At 46.8% G+C, this 17,941-nt stretch carries 18 protein-coding genes; 8 read left to right on the forward strand and 10 right to left on the reverse strand.

Translation table 11 applies throughout. The annotated features are described in order from the left end of the window. Positions 1-32 precede the first annotated feature (32 nt). The 4 genes from AC4CV5_RS18145 to AC4CV5_RS18160 form a co-directional block, all read right to left on the reverse strand. Positions 33-1,154 (reverse strand): mannitol-1-phosphate 5-dehydrogenase, encoded by a 1,122-nt coding sequence (locus AC4CV5_RS18145; RefSeq protein ID WP_166854277.1) that lies wholly within the window; start codon positions 1,152-1,154, stop codon positions 33-35. Between the two features lies 1 nt (position 1,155). Next, complete coding sequence (locus AC4CV5_RS18150) at positions 1,156-1,587, reverse strand: PTS mannitol transporter subunit IIA (RefSeq protein WP_326222630.1); 432 nt, start codon at positions 1,585-1,587, stop codon at positions 1,156-1,158. A 24-nt stretch (positions 1,588-1,611) separates the two neighbouring features. Beyond that, entirely contained in the window at positions 1,612-3,042 is a 1,431-nt protein-coding gene (locus tag AC4CV5_RS18155; protein ID WP_490923514.1) for a PTS mannitol transporter subunit IIBC, read from the reverse strand. 368 nt (positions 3,043-3,410) lie between these two features. After that, positions 3,411-3,764, reverse strand: coding sequence for a hypothetical protein (locus tag AC4CV5_RS18160; protein WP_166854280.1), 354 nt, complete (start codon positions 3,762-3,764; stop codon positions 3,411-3,413). 164 nt (positions 3,765-3,928) lie between these two features. Here AC4CV5_RS18160 and cutR point away from each other — a divergent pair, with 164 nt between their 5' ends. The 3 genes from cutR to AC4CV5_RS18175 are packed head-to-tail and all read left to right on the forward strand — an operon-like array spanning position 3,929 to position 6,788. Beyond that, a complete protein-coding gene (gene cutR, locus AC4CV5_RS18165) occupies positions 3,929-4,501 on the forward strand; it encodes a copper uptake transcriptional regulator CutR (protein ID WP_166854281.1) in 573 nt (190 codons plus the stop codon). Positions 4,502-4,534: 33 nt separating this feature from the next. Next, positions 4,535-6,160, forward strand: a complete 1,626-nt coding sequence (gene ycnJ, locus AC4CV5_RS18170) for a copper transporter YcnJ (protein ID WP_490923515.1) — start codon at positions 4,535-4,537, stop codon at positions 6,158-6,160. Between the two features lie 13 nt (positions 6,161-6,173). Continuing rightward, on the forward strand, positions 6,174-6,788 hold the full coding sequence (locus AC4CV5_RS18175; protein WP_248602441.1) for a YcnI family copper-binding membrane protein: 615 nt from the start codon (positions 6,174-6,176) through the stop codon (positions 6,786-6,788). Positions 6,789-6,830: 42 nt separating this feature from the next. Here AC4CV5_RS18175 and gdh read toward each other — a convergent pair whose 3' ends face one another. The 4 genes from gdh to gabT form a co-directional block, all read right to left on the reverse strand. Continuing rightward, on the reverse strand, positions 6,831-7,616 hold the full coding sequence (gdh, locus tag AC4CV5_RS18180; RefSeq protein WP_222143552.1) for a glucose 1-dehydrogenase: 786 nt from the start codon (positions 7,614-7,616) through the stop codon (positions 6,831-6,833). Positions 7,617-7,634: 18 nt separating this feature from the next. Beyond that, entirely contained in the window at positions 7,635-8,498 is an 864-nt protein-coding gene (gene glcU, locus AC4CV5_RS18185) for a glucose uptake protein GlcU (RefSeq protein ID WP_490923517.1), read from the reverse strand. A gap of 123 nt (positions 8,499-8,621) precedes the next feature. Continuing rightward, complete coding sequence (gene gabD, locus AC4CV5_RS18190) at positions 8,622-10,010, reverse strand: succinate-semialdehyde dehydrogenase (protein ID WP_166854286.1); 1,389 nt, start codon at positions 10,008-10,010, stop codon at positions 8,622-8,624. A gap of 69 nt (positions 10,011-10,079) precedes the next feature. Further along, entirely contained in the window at positions 10,080-11,390 is a 1,311-nt protein-coding gene (gabT, locus tag AC4CV5_RS18195) for a 4-aminobutyrate--2-oxoglutarate transaminase (protein WP_490923519.1), read from the reverse strand. 105 nt (positions 11,391-11,495) lie between these two features. Here gabT and gabR point away from each other — a divergent pair, with 105 nt between their 5' ends. Continuing rightward, positions 11,496-12,935, forward strand: coding sequence for a MocR-like transcriptional regulator GabR (gene gabR, locus AC4CV5_RS18200; RefSeq protein ID WP_166854288.1), 1,440 nt, complete (start codon positions 11,496-11,498; stop codon positions 12,933-12,935). A 1-nt stretch (position 12,936) separates the two neighbouring features. On the opposite strand, the gene AC4CV5_RS18205 is transcribed toward gabR, so the two are convergent. Further along, entirely contained in the window at positions 12,937-13,251 is a 315-nt protein-coding gene (locus AC4CV5_RS18205; protein WP_010330808.1) for an ArsR/SmtB family transcription factor, read from the reverse strand. Between the two features lie 139 nt (positions 13,252-13,390). On the opposite strand from AC4CV5_RS18205, the gene AC4CV5_RS18210 reads away from it, so the two are divergent. The 4 genes from AC4CV5_RS18210 to AC4CV5_RS18225 all read left to right on the forward strand — a co-directional run bounded on the left by AC4CV5_RS18210 (position 13,391) and on the right by AC4CV5_RS18225 (position 16,923). Next, on the forward strand, positions 13,391-13,678 hold the full coding sequence (locus AC4CV5_RS18210; RefSeq protein WP_003225015.1) for a putative quinol monooxygenase: 288 nt from the start codon (positions 13,391-13,393) through the stop codon (positions 13,676-13,678). 16 nt (positions 13,679-13,694) lie between these two features. Beyond that, a complete protein-coding gene (gene nfsA, locus AC4CV5_RS18215; RefSeq protein WP_166854289.1) occupies positions 13,695-14,444 on the forward strand; it encodes an oxygen-insensitive NADPH nitroreductase in 750 nt (249 codons plus the stop codon). A 162-nt stretch (positions 14,445-14,606) separates the two neighbouring features. Continuing rightward, positions 14,607-15,485, forward strand: a complete 879-nt coding sequence (locus AC4CV5_RS18220; protein WP_166854290.1) for a TetR/AcrR family transcriptional regulator — start codon at positions 14,607-14,609, stop codon at positions 15,483-15,485. 19 nt (positions 15,486-15,504) lie between these two features. Next, positions 15,505-16,923, forward strand: coding sequence for an MDR family MFS transporter (locus AC4CV5_RS18225; protein WP_166854291.1), 1,419 nt, complete (start codon positions 15,505-15,507; stop codon positions 16,921-16,923). 48 nt (positions 16,924-16,971) lie between these two features. Here AC4CV5_RS18225 and AC4CV5_RS18230 read toward each other — a convergent pair whose 3' ends face one another. Further along, complete coding sequence (locus AC4CV5_RS18230; RefSeq protein WP_222143547.1) at positions 16,972-17,928, reverse strand: siderophore ABC transporter substrate-binding protein; 957 nt, start codon at positions 17,926-17,928, stop codon at positions 16,972-16,974. Positions 17,929-17,941 lie beyond the last annotated feature (13 nt).

Genomic DNA, 17,941 nt, shown 5'->3' on the forward strand with positions numbered 1-17,941 from the left:
AAAAAAGCCCGTGACATGCTGTCACGGGTCGGTTATTGATTAAGTTTCTTTAAAACGATGGCATGCAGCGGTTCATGAGACTGAATGCCGCACACCTCTTGAAGCACGCCGCTGTATCCTTTTTTTTCGATCAGCGCTTGCAGTTCAACCGCTTCAGGATCACCGGTGAAATCAAAGCGCAGTGCTGCGGCAATCCCTTCCGCCAGTGCATTCGGCTCTTTTATTTTCTTTGCCGGGCCTACGAGTCTATCATTCTCTCCCAGTTTTCTGAGAGGTGATCTTGCCACGCGGGTCACATCGTCCGTAATGAATGGATTTTCAAAGCGTCCGATGATTTTTTTGATATATTGTTCGTGTTCGGCTTGCTTAAAGCCATACGTTTTGATGAGATAGTCACCGGTTTCAAGCAGCGCCGAATGAACGACACGGCGGATTTCCGGATGATCGATTGCTTCTTTGACCGTTTTGAGTCCGCGCTGATAGCCGACATACGCTGTCACCGCGTGACCGGTGTTGACTGTAAACAGCTTTCTTTCGATGTACGGCGTCAGATCATTAACAAACAGCGCGCCGTTTATGGCTGGTGTTTTCCCTTTAAAGCCTGATTCATCAATGACCCATTCAAAAAACGGTTCAACCGATACTTTGAGCGGATCTTCATGATGCTGAATCGGCACGATTCGGTCAACGGCGGAATTCGGAAAACCGACCGTTTCACCGACGGACTCCTGCTCCGCTTCTGTTAAATGGCTGTATATCTCTTTCTTTAGAAAGCTGCTCCCGCCAATCATATTTTCGCAGGCAATGATATTCAGTGTGTTTGAAGCGTCTCTTCGTCTTAACCCTTCTGCGATAGACGGAGCAATCAGCTTTAGCACGTTCGGGCCGACCGCTGTTGTGATGAGCGCTGCTTCATTGATCAGCCGATACAGTTCCTCCGGCTGGCTGCCGCTATTGATGGCACTGACCGGACCGATTACCTCTGATGAATGCCCCTCTTCTGCCAGCTCCACTGTATATTCCTTTTTTTCATTGAGGAGGCTGACCATCGTATCGTTCACATCCGCAAACACCACATCATAGCCGGAATGGTGAAGCAGCGCGCCGATAAACCCCCTCCCGATATTTCCCGCACCGAAATGTAAGGCGATCATGTCAGTTCACCTCGTTGAAGATGGCGATCAAATCTTCTTCGCTTTTAGCAGAGATCAGGCGTTCAATGTTTTCTTCTTCTGAGCAAATGATGGCGATGTTAGACAAAATATCCAAATGCTCATTATTTTTGCCCGCAATGCCGAATACCACTTTTACCGTGTTGCCTTCTCCATACTCGACACCGTTTGGAATCTGTATGATTGAGATTCCAGAGTGGAGCACTTCATTTTTGGCTTCTTCTGTGCCGTGTGGAATGGCAATGAAATTCCCCATAAAAGTAGAAGACGTTTCCTCCCGCTCAAACATTTTGCCAATGTAGTCTTCTGTTACATAGCCGTTGTCAATCAGCGTCTGCCCCGCCATTTTGATGGCTTCTTCTTTTGATGATACCGTTTGATTGAGTTTAATATTTTCCTTTGCGAGTACTTGCATGAGTATCACTCTCTTTCTATGAGATTACTTTTTAAGCTTTTCAATAAGCTCGTCATATTTCGGGCTGTTTAAGAAGTTATCCACTGATATGTGCGTCGCGTTCGGCAGCTTTGCTATCGCGCGATCTGTTAAATCTTTGTGGGTGATGACAATGTCCGCATCGCTTGGCAGATTGTTAATAGCTGTGTTGGTCACACTGATGTCAAGCTCCGCTTTTTTCACTTTGTTTCTTAAGATCGATGCTCCCATGGCACTTGATCCCATTCCCGCATCACATGCGAAGATGATTTTATTTACGCTTTCAGGAGACAGCTCAGACGCTTCCTCAGCTTTCGTTTTTTCCGCTTCTAAAGCAGCGGCTGCCTGGCTTTTCTTCCCCTTCATGGACTGCATTTTTTCAGTTGCGGCAGCTAGGTCCTCTTCGCTTGCTTTTGAAGATTTCAGGATCACTGCTGATACGATGAACGAAACAGCCGCTGCGACCAATACACCCGCCAATACGCCGAAGTAGCCGCCTCTTGGTGTCATCGCCATTAATGCGATGATGCTTCCCGGTGACGCTGCTGCAACAAGTCCTGCATTAAAGATGGTAAACGTTAAGAGTCCGCTGGCTCCGCCGGCAATGGCCGCCAGAATCAAGGCCGGTTTCATCAAAATGTACGGGAAGTAAATCTCGTGAATCCCGCCGAAGAAATGAATGATCGCCGCGCCGGGAGCCGTTGATTTTGAAGAACCTTTGCCAAAGAACATGTATGCCAGCAAAATGCCGAGCCCCGGTCCAGGGTTTGCTTCTACTAAAAACAGAATTGATTTTCCCGTTTGGGCTGCTTGCTCGATTCCGATTGGACTTAAGATTCCATGGTTAATGGCGTTGTTTAGGAACAACACTTTCGCCGGTTCTACAAAAACGCTGGCTACAGGCAGTAAATTAGCGTGTACAATGACTTCCACACCTGCTGCCAGCAATTTGTTTAACGTCAGGACAACCGGGCCGATAGCGTAAAACGCGAGAATCGTTAAAGCTGCGCCGACAATCCCTGCCGTAAAGTTGTTAATCAGCATTTCAAAGCCTTGTTTGACTTTATCCTTGAACAATTTATCAGTCTGTTTAATGAGGTATCCGCCAAGCGGACCCATAATCATTGCACCTAAAAACATTGGAATATCCGACCCGACAATCACCCCGATTGCCGCTGTCGCCCCGACGACTCCGCCGCGGTGGTCGTAAATCATTTTTCCGCCTGTATACGCTATCAAAAGCGGCAGTAAATATGTGATCATCGGGCTGACAAGTGTATTCAGCTGTTCATTCGGAAACCATCCCGCCGGAATAAACAGCGCGGTAATGATGCCCCACGCAATAAACGCGCCGATATTCGGCATGATCATTCCGCTCAAATAACTCCCGAAGCGCTGCACTTTCACTTTCATGCCGCCTTGCTGATCTTGCTGCATATATAAACCCTCCTTGTTTGTCGCTGTAAGATACAAAGATATGTTCAGAGAATGGTGCTTCTCTTTGACTCTATGTTAAAACGCTTACAGTCCCTATACAATCGAAAGTAAAGAGGACTTTGGCACATGGGTGTGACAATTTTTTAAAAAATAAAAAGGCTCCTGGTATTAGGAGCCTTCAGATTGATGACAAAATGCTAAAATGGTTTTCAACTTAGCATTTTGTCATCTTTTCAGCGTGATTGAAAACCCTTGAAGTCTAGGAAGGCCGAGCATTGGAGCACAGCGAATGTTCTAATTCGTGAGCACCGACGCGCAGGCCTGACAACGAATGCGAGGGTTTGTCGACACGCTGAAGGCTCCTGGTATCAGGAGCCTTTTCTCTTTCCTCTATAGATAATGCTGCCGTTTTGAATCACGTACTTGGCGATCATCCGCTCACTCACAATAAAAACGGGATAGGCGCACACAAGCGCAAAAACAGCCATCGGCACGTGCTGTACGGCCGGTATCATTGAGCCTGCCGCATTGCGGAGGAGCAGCAAAAGATAAATGAGCAGCACGATGACTGCTAATGACACCAGCATGATCGGAGCTGATACTTTATATTCATGAAGCCGTTCACGGCAGTGTCCGCAGCGAAATTGACAAGGCACATTTGATGATCTGACCATGTCGCCTGTCAAAGGTTTGCCGCAGTTCGGGCATAGTGTATCTTTCATAGGGTATTCCTCACTTTCCATTCCATATGTCTATTATACCAGAGTCCCTTCTGTTTCGTTTTGTTGCTGTTCAACACATTTTCACATTTTTTATCACCAGCTTACTTGTCTCTGTCTTGAAAATCCTCTACGCTTAAATAGATCTTATTGGAGGGGATGTATGAATGCTTCCGATTAATAGACAGCAGCACATACTGAAGTGGCTGAAAGAAGAAGGCGCGCTCAGAGTCTCTGACATCAGCGCAAGGTTCGGCGTTTCGGAAATGACGGTATACAGAGATGTCAATCAGCTTGTTCAGTCAAATCAGGTCATTAAAACGGCCGGCGGCATCACGCTCCCAGCCCGTACACCTCAAGCGGATCATATGTGCAGCTATTGCCTGAAGCCGGTCAATCAAGCCCATTCGGTTCAGCTGATTACGGTAAACCAAGACATTGAACAGCTATGCTGCGCACATTGTGCGTTTTTGCGTTACGCAGATAAAACGGAAGAGGTTTCACACTTGATTTGCAGAGATTTTCTGTTACACACAACGGTCAGTGCCAGCTCGGCTTATTTCGTCGTCAACACTGAATTAAACCTGCATTGCTGCCAGCCTCAGGCGATTCCGTTTGCGACACTCGACCATGCTGAACGGTTTCAAAAAGGATTCGGCGGAGCCGTCCGCACCTTCGACCAGGCGCTGGAGGACATGCTTCAAGACAGAAAAAAACGCTGCACCTGCACCCAGAAATAACACAACATATACAGCGGAAGGTGGTGTCTGAGTATGAAGCGAAACAGATGGTGGATCATCCTACTGCTTTTTCTTGTTTTCCTGCCGAAAACAAGCTTTGCTCACGCCTATATTGTTACATCTTCACCTGGGGAAAACAGCGAATTAAAAAGCGCCCCTTCACAGGTGGAAATCGAATTTAATGAACCGGTTGAAGAAGGATTTCATTACATTAAAGTCTATAATTCAAACGGCGATCGGGTGGATACAGATAAGACTGAAATCAAAAAAGATAATAATCACATCATGACTGTGAAGCTGAAAAAGAATTTGCCGCATGATGTGTACAGAGCGGAATGGAATGCCGTATCCGCGGACGGGCATCCGGTTTCCGGCGTCATTCCGTTCAGCATCGGGAAAGCGGACGGCGGATTCAGCAGCCAAAAAGCCGCCGGCTCGGCGCTGAACCCCGCAACAGCCGCAGACCGCGCGATTTTGTACACAGCCTTATCTCTGTTTATCGGGACGGTTTTCTTCCATCTCTTCTGGTATAAAGGAGATTCACAGCAGCTTGCCAGACGGACGAGACGTATCCTGATTGTCTCGGTCGCTGCATTGGGGCTGGCGCTTTTGCTTCAGCTTCCCATTCAAACAAAAGTGAACGCGGGCGGCGGCTGGGGCAGCGCCTTTCAGCCGGGCTACATCAGGGAAACACTGCTTGAGACAGCAGGCGGCACCATTTGGATCATACAAACCGTGCTGTACGTGCTGCTTGCACTGTCTGTCATCCCTGCGATACGCAAAAACCGCTTTTCGTCCTTTGGCTATTGGACAGCGCCGCTCATTTTCTTTTTCGGTCTCCTGCTTGCCAAAGCGTTTACCGGTCATGCAGCTGTCGTTGAAGAAAAATCAGTCGGTATTTTAATGGATTTCCTTCATTTATCTTCCGCTTCCATTTGGGTCGGCGGAATAGCGGCACTCGTTTTGCTGCTCGCAAAGGAATGGAGGCAGCCTGACAAAACGCTCTCATGGGAAACGGTAAGCCGGTTCTCCCCGTGGGCGCTTACTGCAGTCGGCGTCATTTTGTTTTCGGGCTTGCTCAATGGATTTTTTATCATTCGATCGATGGATTCACTGTTCCATACAGCGTACGGCCAAGCTCTTTTAGTGAAAAGCGGACTATTTATTTTGATGCTGGCCTTGGGCGCGATTCATTTTCTGCTCACCAGAAAGCAGCGCCGTACAGGAATCAGCCGAACGCTGAAAGCGGAATGGGCAATCGGCATCGCTGTATTGATCACAGCGGCCGTGTTTACAAGCCTGCCAAGCCCGCCTGAGCCGGCACCGGAACCGTTCTTCCAAACGAAAGCGATTGAGAACGGACAAAGCGTTTCTCTCAGCATCAGCCCGAACCAGCCAGGCAAAAACGAATTTGAGCTGCGGGTCACTGACCATAACGGCGAACCGGTGAAAAACATCCAGCAAATCACGTTAACAATTTACAAAACAGGCCTGTCAGGCAGCGAAAACAAAAGCACGTTTCAATTAAAAGAGAAAACCAAAGGCGTCTTTCAGGATGAAAACCTATCCATTAATGAAAAGGGAAACTGGAAGATCAAAGTCCATGGGCTGACCGGAGACTTTAACGAAATCAATATCATGTTTACAAAGACCAATTAAAGGAGTGTTTGAGTTGTTAAAAAAAATCGCATTCACACTATGTCCGGCTATTATCGGCTCTCTCTTATTCTTTACGGCCCCTGCCAGCGCGCACGTTACTGTAAAGCCTGCTGAATCCGCTGCAGGCTCTTGGGAGACGTATACAATGAAAGTTCCTTCTGAGAAAAACCTGCCGACAACGAAGGTCGTCCTCAAAATGCCGAAGGATGTTGAATTCCAGCAATACGAGCCAATTCCAGGCTGGAAGGTATCCACTCAGAAACACGATGACAAATCAGTGTCAGTGACGTGGGAAGCAACTGACGGCGGCATTCAGGAAGGACAGTTCCAGCAGTTTACCTTTGTTGCCAAAAACCCTGATAAAGCGGAGGAAGCCGCTTGGGATGCATACCAATATTACAAAGACGGCAGTATTGTCGAATGGACAGGTGACGAGGATGCGGATACACCTCACTCCATTACAAACATCACCGCTGCAAAGCAAGTGACAGATGAGCACGGCGCTACGAAAACGGAAGACGATTCTGAGGACTCAGGCTCTTCAGCTCTCGACATCACAGCGATTGTGCTGTCTGCGGCAGCCATTATTTTATCTGTAGCAGCGCTTGTAAAGAAAAAGCGTGCGTAATAAAAAAGCGATCCAGATGAGTTCTGGGTCGCTTTTTTAGATTTATCCGCGTCCTGCCTGGAAGGAAGGATATTGTGTCATACCGCCGTCCGCGAATAACGTGATGCCTGTGACGTAGCTGGCTTCCTTCGAAGCAAGCCAGACTGCTACTGCCGCAATTTCCTCCGGTTCACCGATATATCCCATCGGAATCATGCTTTCTACATCTGCTCTCTGCTTAGGATCAGCAAATTTTTCAGCATTGATTGGCGTGTTGATCGCACCTGGCCCGATATTGTTGACACGAATGCCCTTCGGCGCATATTCCAGCGCCAATGTTTCCGTCATCAGCTTAATTCCGCCTTTACTTGCCGCATAGTGAACAAATAACGGCCACGGAATCACTTCATGTACGCTCGACATATTAATGACATTTCCTTTTATATCGTTTTCAACAAAATATTTAATCGCTTCACGGCTTCCTAAAAAGGCACCTGTTAAGTTCGTGCTGATGACTTTATCCCAATCCTTCAGCGGCATTTCATGAGAAGGAACGGGATTTTCAAGACCAGCATTATTAATCATGATATCGAGAGTGCCGAACTCTTTAATCGCAGTTTGCACAATATTTTTTACATCTTCCTCTTTCGTGACATCTCCTTGGACGATTACGGCTTCACCGCCCGCCTTGATGACCTCTTCTTTTACCTCGTTTGGATCCTGCTTATCACTATAATAGTTGATGACCACTTTTGCCTGCTCCTTGCCGAAGCGAATGGCCATGGCTTTTCCAAGACCTGATGCAGCTCCTGTAATGGCAACGACTTTTCCTTTTAAATCTGGATACATATACATCCTCCTCAATTGTTATGAATTCGTTTTGGCGATTCCTAAAAATACAGCGGCAGCAATAATCAGTGCAATCCCGATGGCAATCGCAATAAGCTGGCGTTTTGTTTTCTTTTCACGCAGGATGAAAATGCCGCCCAGCGTTGAAATGACAATTCCCATTTGTGAGAGGGAAAAGCTTGTTGCGACGCCGACTTTCGGCTGAGAAATAAACAAAAACATATTTCCGCCTGCCCAGATTAAGCCTGGGAGAATATTTCTGATCGCATATTTGTTAAAGGGGTTGTGTCTATAGGTTAAAATTAACCCCCCAACCACCATGCCAATCGCCTGAGGAAGCAGCGCGGACCAGCCGGACACATTGAACAATCTAGCCACGACTACATAAACCAAATAACCAAGAGTCGAGACAAGGAGAATCAAAATGCCCTTTTTCAAGTTGCTTGGCTCGCCCTCCTTTTTATCCTTCTTATCTTCCAAAGATGTGAGAATAATTCCCACAATGATAAAGATCAGAGCGAGAATGCCAAGCGTAATCGCAATCGGTGTTGACCATTCACGGAACACGATCACACCGAACAGCGATGTGGAAACGAGCTGCATTCCTGTGGAAATCGGCATTGTTTTAGATACACCCATCAATTCAATGCTTTTCAGCTGGTTGGCCTGCCCAAGTGACCAAAATAAGCCGGATACGATGCCAACAATAAAAATGCGCAGTGACAGAACGGGCTGAACAAAAAAGTAAATAACGATAGAAACAATGAGCGCACCGATCGTCGTTCCCAGTGTCTGGCTGTACGGCCCGCCGCCTAATTTCACATTGAAGAGAACAATGCTCCCCCAAAACAAAGCCGGGAGAAGAGCCAATAATAAATCCATTGTTGGGGAACCTTCTTTCAAAATGTATTTGCTGTTATTTTGTCTGGAATCACTGGGTTTATTCACCGGAACAACAAAAAGAGCTGCCGGAAGATCCGGCAGCTCTCAGGAGCTTGCATTCTTTTACAAACCGATGGACATATATTTTGTTTCAAGGTACGGCTCGATGCCTTCCGAACCGCCTTCGCGGCCGATGCCGCTTTCTTTCATTCCGCCGAATGGCGCTTGAACCGCTGAAGGTCCGCCGTCATTCCAGCCGATAATCCCGTACTCAAGATTTTCGGATATATAGATGCCGCGGCGGTAGTTTTCTGTGAAAAAGTAAGCAGCTAGGCCGTACGGTGTATCGTTGGCAAGCTGAATCGCCTCGTCAATATCAGAAAACGTAACGATCGGTGCAACCGGGCCGAATGTTTCCTCGTGCATGATATTCATGGACGTATCTACATCGGCGAGTACTGTCGGGTTGACGAAGTAGCAGCCTTTGTCATCGTTTCGGTCATACGTGCCCCCAGCGAGAACTTTTGCACCTTTTTCAACCGCATCATCAATTTGGCTGACGATTTTTTCAAAGCCTCTTTTGTTAATAATCGGGCCGACATTGACGCCCTCTTCAAGTCCATTTCCGACTTTCAGCTTAGACACTTGCTCGCTCAGTTTCGCCGCAAAGTCATCTTTGATGGATTCATGAACGATCAGGCGGTTCGCACATACGCATGTTTGGCCCGCGTTTCGGTATTTAGACACCATCGCCTGTTCAACGGCAAGGTCAATGTTTGCATCTTCATCCACGATCAGCGGAGCATGACCGCCGAGCTCCATGGAAACATGTTTCACGGTGTCCGCACTATTCTTCATGAGGATTTTTCCTACCGGCGTTGATCCTGTGAACGTAATTTTGCGGATTTTCGGACTGCTTGTGAACACATTTCCAATTTCTTCTCCATCGCCGATGACAACTTGAAGAACGTCCTTCGGAATACCCGCTTCATATGCGAGGCGCGCAAGCTCATAGGCAGACAGCGGTGTGTCCGGTGCCGGCTTGATGATAAACGTACAGCCGGCAGCAAGAGCAGGCGCCGCTTTGCGTGTAATCATCGCATTTGGGAAATTCCAAGGCGTGATGGCAGCAACAGGACCGACAGGCTGGCGTGTAACGACAATTCGTTTACCAGTTGTCGGAGCAGGGACCGTTCTTCCGTACACTCGCTTCGCTTCCTCTGCGAACCATTCGATATAGCCTGCGCCGTATAGGACCTCGCCGACCGCTTCCTGATACGGTTTTCCGTTTTCCTTTGTAATTAAATCTGCAAGTTCTTCTTTATGTTCAACAATCAGCTCATACCATTTTTTCAAAAGAGACGCTCTTTCGTTCGCTGATGTTTTAGACCACGTTTTAAACGCTTGATGTGAACGTTCAATGGCTTCTTCTACGTCTTTGGCTGATTGCTGAGGAATCGTTTTGATCTCCTCGCCCGTAGCCGGGTTGTAGACCGTTAATTGATCTGGCATATTGAACATTCCTTTCTAATTTATGATTACTTAAAATGATAGCAGACCCAACCGTTTTCTTTCCAATGATTAAGCTCGCAGTCCTGCTTCCAAGATGCTCAGCCCTTCATTCAGAAGGCTGTCTGAGATGACGAGCGGCGTCAGAAAGCGGATGATATTGCCATTTATTCCCGCAGTCAGCAAAAGCAATCCATTTTGGTTCGCATACGCTGCAATTGCTGCTGCTTTTGCTTTATCAGGCTCACGCGTGTCAGGATCCTTGACGATTTCGATTGCCGCCATTGCTCCGAGTCTGCGGATGTCACCGATAAACGGGAATTCTTGTTTCCACTCATACGCCTTGTTTTCAATGGTTTTGCCAATTGCTTCAGATCGCTCATTCAGTCCTTCTTCTTCAATAACATCCAAGACTGCCAAAGCTGCCGCGCACCCGAGCGGGCTCCCAGCATACGTTCCGCCCAGCTCCCCTGGCGCTGCTGCATCAAGCATTTCCGCACGGCCGATCACACCGCTTAACGGCAATCCCGCTGCAAGTGATTTAGAAACCGTGATCAGATCAGGAACTACATCAAAATGTTCAATTGCGAAATAAGTGCCTGTTCTGGCAAAACCCGTTTGAATTTCATCAGCGACAAAAACAATACCGTGTTCTTTGCAGAAGGATGCGACATGCTGCACAAATCGTTTCGATGGAATAATAAAGCCGCCTTCTCCCTGTACAGGCTCCATCACGACACATGCTACTGTTTCCGGCGCGACTGAAGCGATGAAGAAATCATTAAACGCTTGGATGATCATGTCATCATAGCTATCATCACTCATGCCGGCCGGCTTCTGATAATAATATGGGAACGGCGCTTGATAAACCTCTGATGCAAAAGGGCCGAAGCCGAATTTATAAGGTTTTACCTTGCTCGTCATGCTCATGGTCATATTCGTGCGCCCATGAAACCCGCGTGTAAACGAGACTACCCCTTGGCGCTTTGTATACTTTCTGGCAATTTTTACAGCGTTTTCGACCGCTTCCGCCCCTGAGTTCAGAAAGATCGCTTTTTTCTCATGGCCGCCCGGTGCAATACTGCATAGTTTTTCCGCTAGTTCGATATAAGACGGATACATCATGACATTGAAGCCCGGGTGAATCAGCTCCTCCGCCTGACGCTTCACAGCCTCAACCACCTTCGGATGCGAGTGTCCGACGTTTAATGTTCCGATGGCGCCTGCAAAATCAATAAATCTCCGGCCGTCCAAATCGTACAGCTCAGCCCCTTCTCCTTTTACCGCCAAACTGCGGTTGCCGTTGCTTACACCTTTTGACACGAATTGATCCCGTTTTTGCTGCCACTGGGCAGTCGTAATGCTTGCTGTTGTTTGACTCATGTGAATGTCCCCCTGTCGCTATTTTCTTATCATTCTGACTTCTTTTTGGTATGATGAAAAGTACCAATTATAACTTTTTGATGGTACCAGAAGGAGAAAGCGCAAATGGACATCACAATCACACTCGATCGCTCAGAACAAGCCGATTATATCTATCAGCAAATTTATCAAAAGCTGAAAAAAGAAATCCTCAGCCGCAATCTGCTGCCACACTCGAAGGTTCCCTCCAAACGGGAGCTGGCTGAGAAGCTGAAGGTCAGCGTAAACTCAGTGAATTCAGCCTATCAGCAGCTGCTGGCTGAGGGATATTTGTACGCCATTGAGCGAAAGGGTTTTTTCGTGGAGAAGCTGGACATGTTTTCTGCCGAGGAGCACCCCCCATTTGCACTGCCTGATGACCTGAAAGAGGTTCACATCGATCAGAGCAATTGGATTTCGTTTTCACACATGAGTGCCGATACAGACCATTTTCCGATCAAAAGCTGGTTTCGCTGCGAGCAAAAAGCAACCTCCCGTTCATACCGCACGCTCGGCGATATGTCACATCCGCAAGGGATATATGAAGTGAGAGCGGCCATTACCAGGCTCATTTCCCTGACACGGGGCGTAAAATGCCGGCCGGAGCAAATCGTCATAGGGGCGGGCACACAGGTGCTTATGCAGCTATTGACTGAGCTTTTGCCTAAGGAAGCAGTGTATGCGATGGAGGAGCCCGGTTACAGGCGCATGTACCAGCTTTTAAAAAATGCCGGAAATCAGGTGAAGACCATCATGTTGGATGCAAAAGGCATGTCGATTGCTGAAATCAGCAGACAGCAGCCTGATGTGCTGGTGACGACTCCATCTCATCAATTTCCGGCCGGAACGATTATGCCTGTATCCAGAAGAATTCAGCTGCTTAACTGGGCAGCTGAAGAGCAGCATCGCTATATTATTGAAGACGATTATGATAGCGAATTTACATATGATGTAGACAGTATTCCGGCACTGCAAAGCCTTGACCGTTTTCAAAATGTCATCTATATGGGCACCTTTTCAAAGTCCCTTCTCCCCGGCTTGCGGATCAGCTATATGGTTTTGCCGCCGGAGCTATTGCGAAAATACAAACAGCGGGGCTATGATTTGCAGACATGCTCGTCGCTTACGCAGCTCACCCTGCAGGAATTTATCGAGTCCGGAGAATATCAGAAGCATATAAAAAAAATGAAGCAGCATTATAAAGAAAAGAGAGAACGTCTGATCACCGCTTTAAAAACAGAGTTCAACGGAGAGGTTACCGTAAAGGGGGCAAATGCGGGACTGCACTTTGTTACCGAATTTGATACCAGCCGCTCCGAACAAGATATCCTGGCACATGCCGCCGGCCAGCAGCTTGAAATCTTTGGAATGAGCCGGTTTGATTTGAAGGAAAAAAGAAGGCAAACAGGCAGGCCCGCTCTTATTATCGGATTCGCCCGGCTAAAGGAAGAAGACATTCAGGAGGGTGTTGAGAGGCTTTTCCGCGCTGTTTACGGACATAAAAAAATCCCCGGTACAGGGGATTGATTCACCAGCGGTCCTGGTCCACATTCAGCACGGCTTCAAGCAGGCCTGGAAATGCCTTTTCGAGGTCTTCAGCGCGAAGTGAATAATACCGGCGCTTTCCTTCTATACGAACTTGAGCGATGCCTGATTCTCTCAATACTTTAAAATGATGTGACAAGGTCGATTTGGCAACCTGTACATCCGCACAGGTGCCGCACGTTTTTTCTTTCGCTTCAGCCAATTGCTTTACCAACTCTAAACGAAGCGGATCACTCAGTGCGTGAAGAACCTTTGTCAGCTGCAACGTTTCTGTTTCTGGATGGTTTGGAATGTTCATGACACAAATGTATCACACAACAATTAGAATGACAATTTTACTATTTAAGGGTTTTTCCTTTACCTCATTTTGATTACATGTTACAGTTAGTTCGATGAAATTCGAACAATAATTCAACATAACGATGGAGGAGATTGACATGATCGTATTACAAGCTTACATCAAAGTAAAACCAGAAAAACGCGAGGAATTTTTGAGCGAGGCGCAATCGCTTGTTCAACATTCAAGAGCTGAGGAAGGCAACGCGCAATACGACCTATTCGAAAAAGTAGGCGAAGAAAATACATTTGTGATGCTTGAACAATGGAAAGATGAAGCAGCGATGAAATCCCACAATGAAACTGCTCATTTCCAAGGGTTTGTAGCAAAAGGGAAAGAACTGCTGAGTGCTCCTCTTGATGTTGTCCGCACAGAGCTTAGCGAGTAAGGAAAGGGTGTCCCATATGAATGAAGTCATTAAATCATTAACAGACCACCGCTCGATTCGCAGCTACACAGATGAGCCTGTAGCTCAGGAACAATTGGACCAAATCATCCAAGCGGTACAATCAGCCCCAACTTCTATTAACGGGCAGCAAGTGACTGTGATCACAGTGCAGGATAAGGAGCGCAAAAAGAAAATCTCCGAGCTGGCAGGCGGACAGCCTTGGATTGACCAGGCTCCTGTTTTCTTGCTGTTCTGCGCAGACTTTAACCGGGCCAAAATCGCGCTTGAGGAACTGAATGATTTCAAAATGGAAATTACAAATGGCTTAGAATCTGTTCTCGTCGGTGCAGTAGACGCTGGTATCGCCCTCGGTACTGCGACAGCAGCTGCTGAATCACTCGGACTTGGCACAGTTCCGATCGGTGCGGTTCGCGGAAACCCTCAAGAGCTGATCGAACTGCTTGAGCTTCCGAAATACGTGTTCCCTTTATCCGGCCTTGTCATCGGGCATCCTGCCGACCGTTCAGCGAAAAAACCGCGCTTACCGCAGGAAGCAGTCAATCATCAGGAAACATATTTGAATCAAGATGAGCTGACGTCTCACATTCAGGCATACGACGAGCAGATGTCTGAATACATGAATAAACGGACAAACGGAAAAGAAACAAGAAACTGGTCACAGAGCATCGCTACCTATTATGAGCGCCTGTACTATCCGCATATCCGTGAAATGCTTGAGAAACAAGGATTTAAAGTTGAAAAATAAGCCTCACCCGGCCTGTCGGATTTTCCGGCAGGCCTTTCAATTGTCCGGTTAAAATCCATTGACTTCTATTTAGTTTATTTGGTAAAATTTTTTCATTGTTACTCATTGGTTTTCTGTGAACCAATGGGTTTTCTAATGTTCAAGAAAGAAGGAAGCCACGAGATGCTTGATAAAAAAACAGATATCTTGTTAGCTGCGCGAAAGCTTTTTTCGGAAAAGGATTTTACGTCGGTTTCCATGCAGGCGATCGCAGAAGAATGTAAGATGTCAAAAGCTTCGATATATAAGCTGTTTCAATCTAAGGAAGATCTGCTTTTGGAGCTGCTGTCTTTTAACCAGAAACAAATGGTGGCCGCGGCCTCAAGACTTCAGGAAAATACTTCACTGACACCGGAGGAGCGTTTGACACAAAAGGTCAAAATGGAGCTGGAAGGCTTCAGGCGGAATCAGCAGTTTTTCAATATGCTGACCTACGGTAACCCCAAGCTGCATAATGACCGGGTCAAACAGCATATCCATCAGACCAGATCGACGATTATTTGCTGGCACCGCGATTCGCTGATCCAGGCGTATGGGGAAACCATTCTGCCGTTTGTCTGGGACCTAGTCATCGTTCTTCACGGCATGATGCGTGAGTTTTTAATGCTGATCAAAATAGAGGAAAAACCGCTTGAGCTTGACCCGATCGCAGAGTTTATCATCAGCACCCTCAATCAGATTGTCAAAAACAAGGAAACCCGTCAGTCTCTTCTTCCGCCTGAAGCCATCGAGCTTTACATTCATTCAGCATCCTCCTACAAGCCAAAGGATAAATCAGCCCTATTGTCGGAAAGCCTGAAGGAATTACATAAAGGCATCTCTTCCCTGCCCGCCGCGGACTATGACGTAGATGAACTGACATCCGCAGCCGCCATGCTGGAGGAAGAAGCAAAGAAGGAAGAACCTCGCGCTTTTTTGCTCAAATCACTGATTGGCTATCTGGAACAAACCGGTGTTTTAACACAGCCCGTTTCGATGTTAAAAACACTGTTAATTACTTAAAGAAAAGAAGGGATATGTATTGGACAAAAGTATTGAACCAAAACCTTTTAACCGTTCGGTCATTGTCGGCATTTTATTAGCCGGGGCGTTTGTCGCGATTTTGAATCAGACGCTATTAATTACCGCACTTCCCCATATTATGAGGGATTTCAATGTAGATGCCAACCAAGCACAATGGCTGACAACTTCATTTATGTTGACGAATGGAATTTTAATTCCGATTACCGCGTTTTTAATTGAGAAATTCACAAGCCGGACGCTGCTCATCACAGCAATGAGCATTTTCACTGCCGGAACAATCGTCGGGGCGTTTGCGCCGAACTTCCCGGTTCTGCTGACAGCACGTATCATTCAAGCGGCTGGAGCCGGCATTATGATGCCGCTCATGCAGACCGTATTCCTGACAATCTTTCCGATTGAAAAGCGTGGCCAAGCTATGGGCATGGTCGGATTGGTCATCTCGTTCGCACCTGCGATCGGGCCGACTCTTTCTGGATGGGCAGTCGAAGCTTTCTCTTGGAGATCATTGTTTTATATCATTCTGCCGTTTGCTGTAATAGATTTAATTCTTGCCAGCATCCTAATGAAGAATGTGACGACTTTAAGAAAAACAAAGATTGATATTTTATCAGTAATCCTTTCGACATTTGGATTCGGCGGCCTTCTGTACGGCTTCTCAAGCGTCGGCTCTTACGGCTGGACCAGTTCAACCGTCTTGATTTCATTGCTTGTGGGTGTCATCGCATTGCTCCTGTTCATCACAAGACAAATGAAGCTTGAAAAACCGATGCTGGAATTCCGCGTATTTACATTTGGTGTCTTTAGCTTAACAACCCTGCTGGGAACACTTGTCTTTGCGTTATTGATCGGTACGGAAACCATCCTGCCGCTTTATACACAAAACGTCAGAGACGTTACAGCCTTTGATACAGGGCTTATGCTTCTTCCAGGAGCCATTGTGATGGGCTTCATGTCACCGTTTATCGGCAGAATCTTTGACCGTGTCGGCGGAAGAGGCCTGGCGATTGCCGGTTTCTGTATCATCTTCCTGACATCACTGCCGTTTATGCAGCTGACTGACCATACGTCACTCGCTTGGATAGTCGTTTTATACACGGTTCGTCTCTTAGGTACGGCCATGATCATGATGCCGGTGACGACAGCCGGAATCAACGCGCTGCCGCGCCACTTGATTCCACACGGAACAGCGATGAACAATACGATTCGCCAAGTCGGCGGCTCAATCGGAACCGCACTATTGGTATCCGTCATGAGTAACCAGGCGGCTCACGCAGGCACAACAAATGTGAAGCACGCCGCCCTGCACGGCATGAACGCCGCTTTTATCGTGGCAGCCTGCATCGCGCTTGCCGGCTTACTTCTATCCTTCACATTAAAGAAACCTCAGCGCCCTGCCGAACAGCAGCCGGCACGCTGATCCATAAAAAAAAGAGCCCCGCTTTGAGAGCGGAGGCTCTTTTTCGTTTTACTTCGCTAAACCGTCTTTTACTTCTTTAATCATTTGCGTCATAGACTCAAGTCCGCCTCCTGATAAGTACCAAGTAGCAGAATCAAGGTAAACGACATGATCATTTTTCACTGCGTTTACGTTTTTCACATAATCGTTTTCAACGACTTGTTTAGTAGATGATGTTTCTCCGATCGCTGTACCGCGGTCAATAACAAACAGGTAATCAGGGTTTGTTTTTGAAATGTACTCATAAGAAACACTTTGTCCGTGAGTAGACGCTTTGATGTTTTTATCAGCCGGTGTTACGCCGAATACGTCATGGATTAAGCCATATCTTGATTTAGAACCAAAGGCGCTGATTTTGCCGTCGTTCGCCATAATCACAAGACCGTTTTTGTTCAGCTTTTCAGCTTTTTTCTTAAGATCAGCAATTGAATTATCAATTGTTGCGAGTTCATCTTTCACTTTGTCTTCTTTATCAAAGATCTTACCGATTGTTTCTGCGTCTGATTTAAATGATTCCATGTATTTCGCTGTGTCTACGCCAAGGTAAATCGTCGGCGCAATTTCAGAGAATTCTTTGTAAGACTCAGATTGTCTTCCTGAAATAATGATCAGATCAGGGTCAATATCCGCCACTTTTTCGAAGTCCGGCTCTTTTAAGCTTCCGACATCAGCATATTTGTCATCTTTGAATTTAGATAGATAGCTTGGAAGGGCTTGTTTCGGAAGGCCCGCTACTTTATCATCAAGACCGAGTTTATCTAACGTATCTAAGCTTCCAAAATCAAATACGACTACTTTTTTAGGGTTCTTTGGTACTTTTGTTCCATTTTTGTCCAGTTGGTGTTTCACTGTGATTTGTTCTTCCTTTGAATCAGAACCTTTGCTGCTGCTTGTGCTTTGATTTCCGCATGCAGAAATGACAACTGCCGTCACCAAAGCGATGAATAATAATGCAAACTTTTTCATGCTCTTCACCTCT

Source organism: Bacillus sp. NS1 (genome assembly GCF_058248265.1).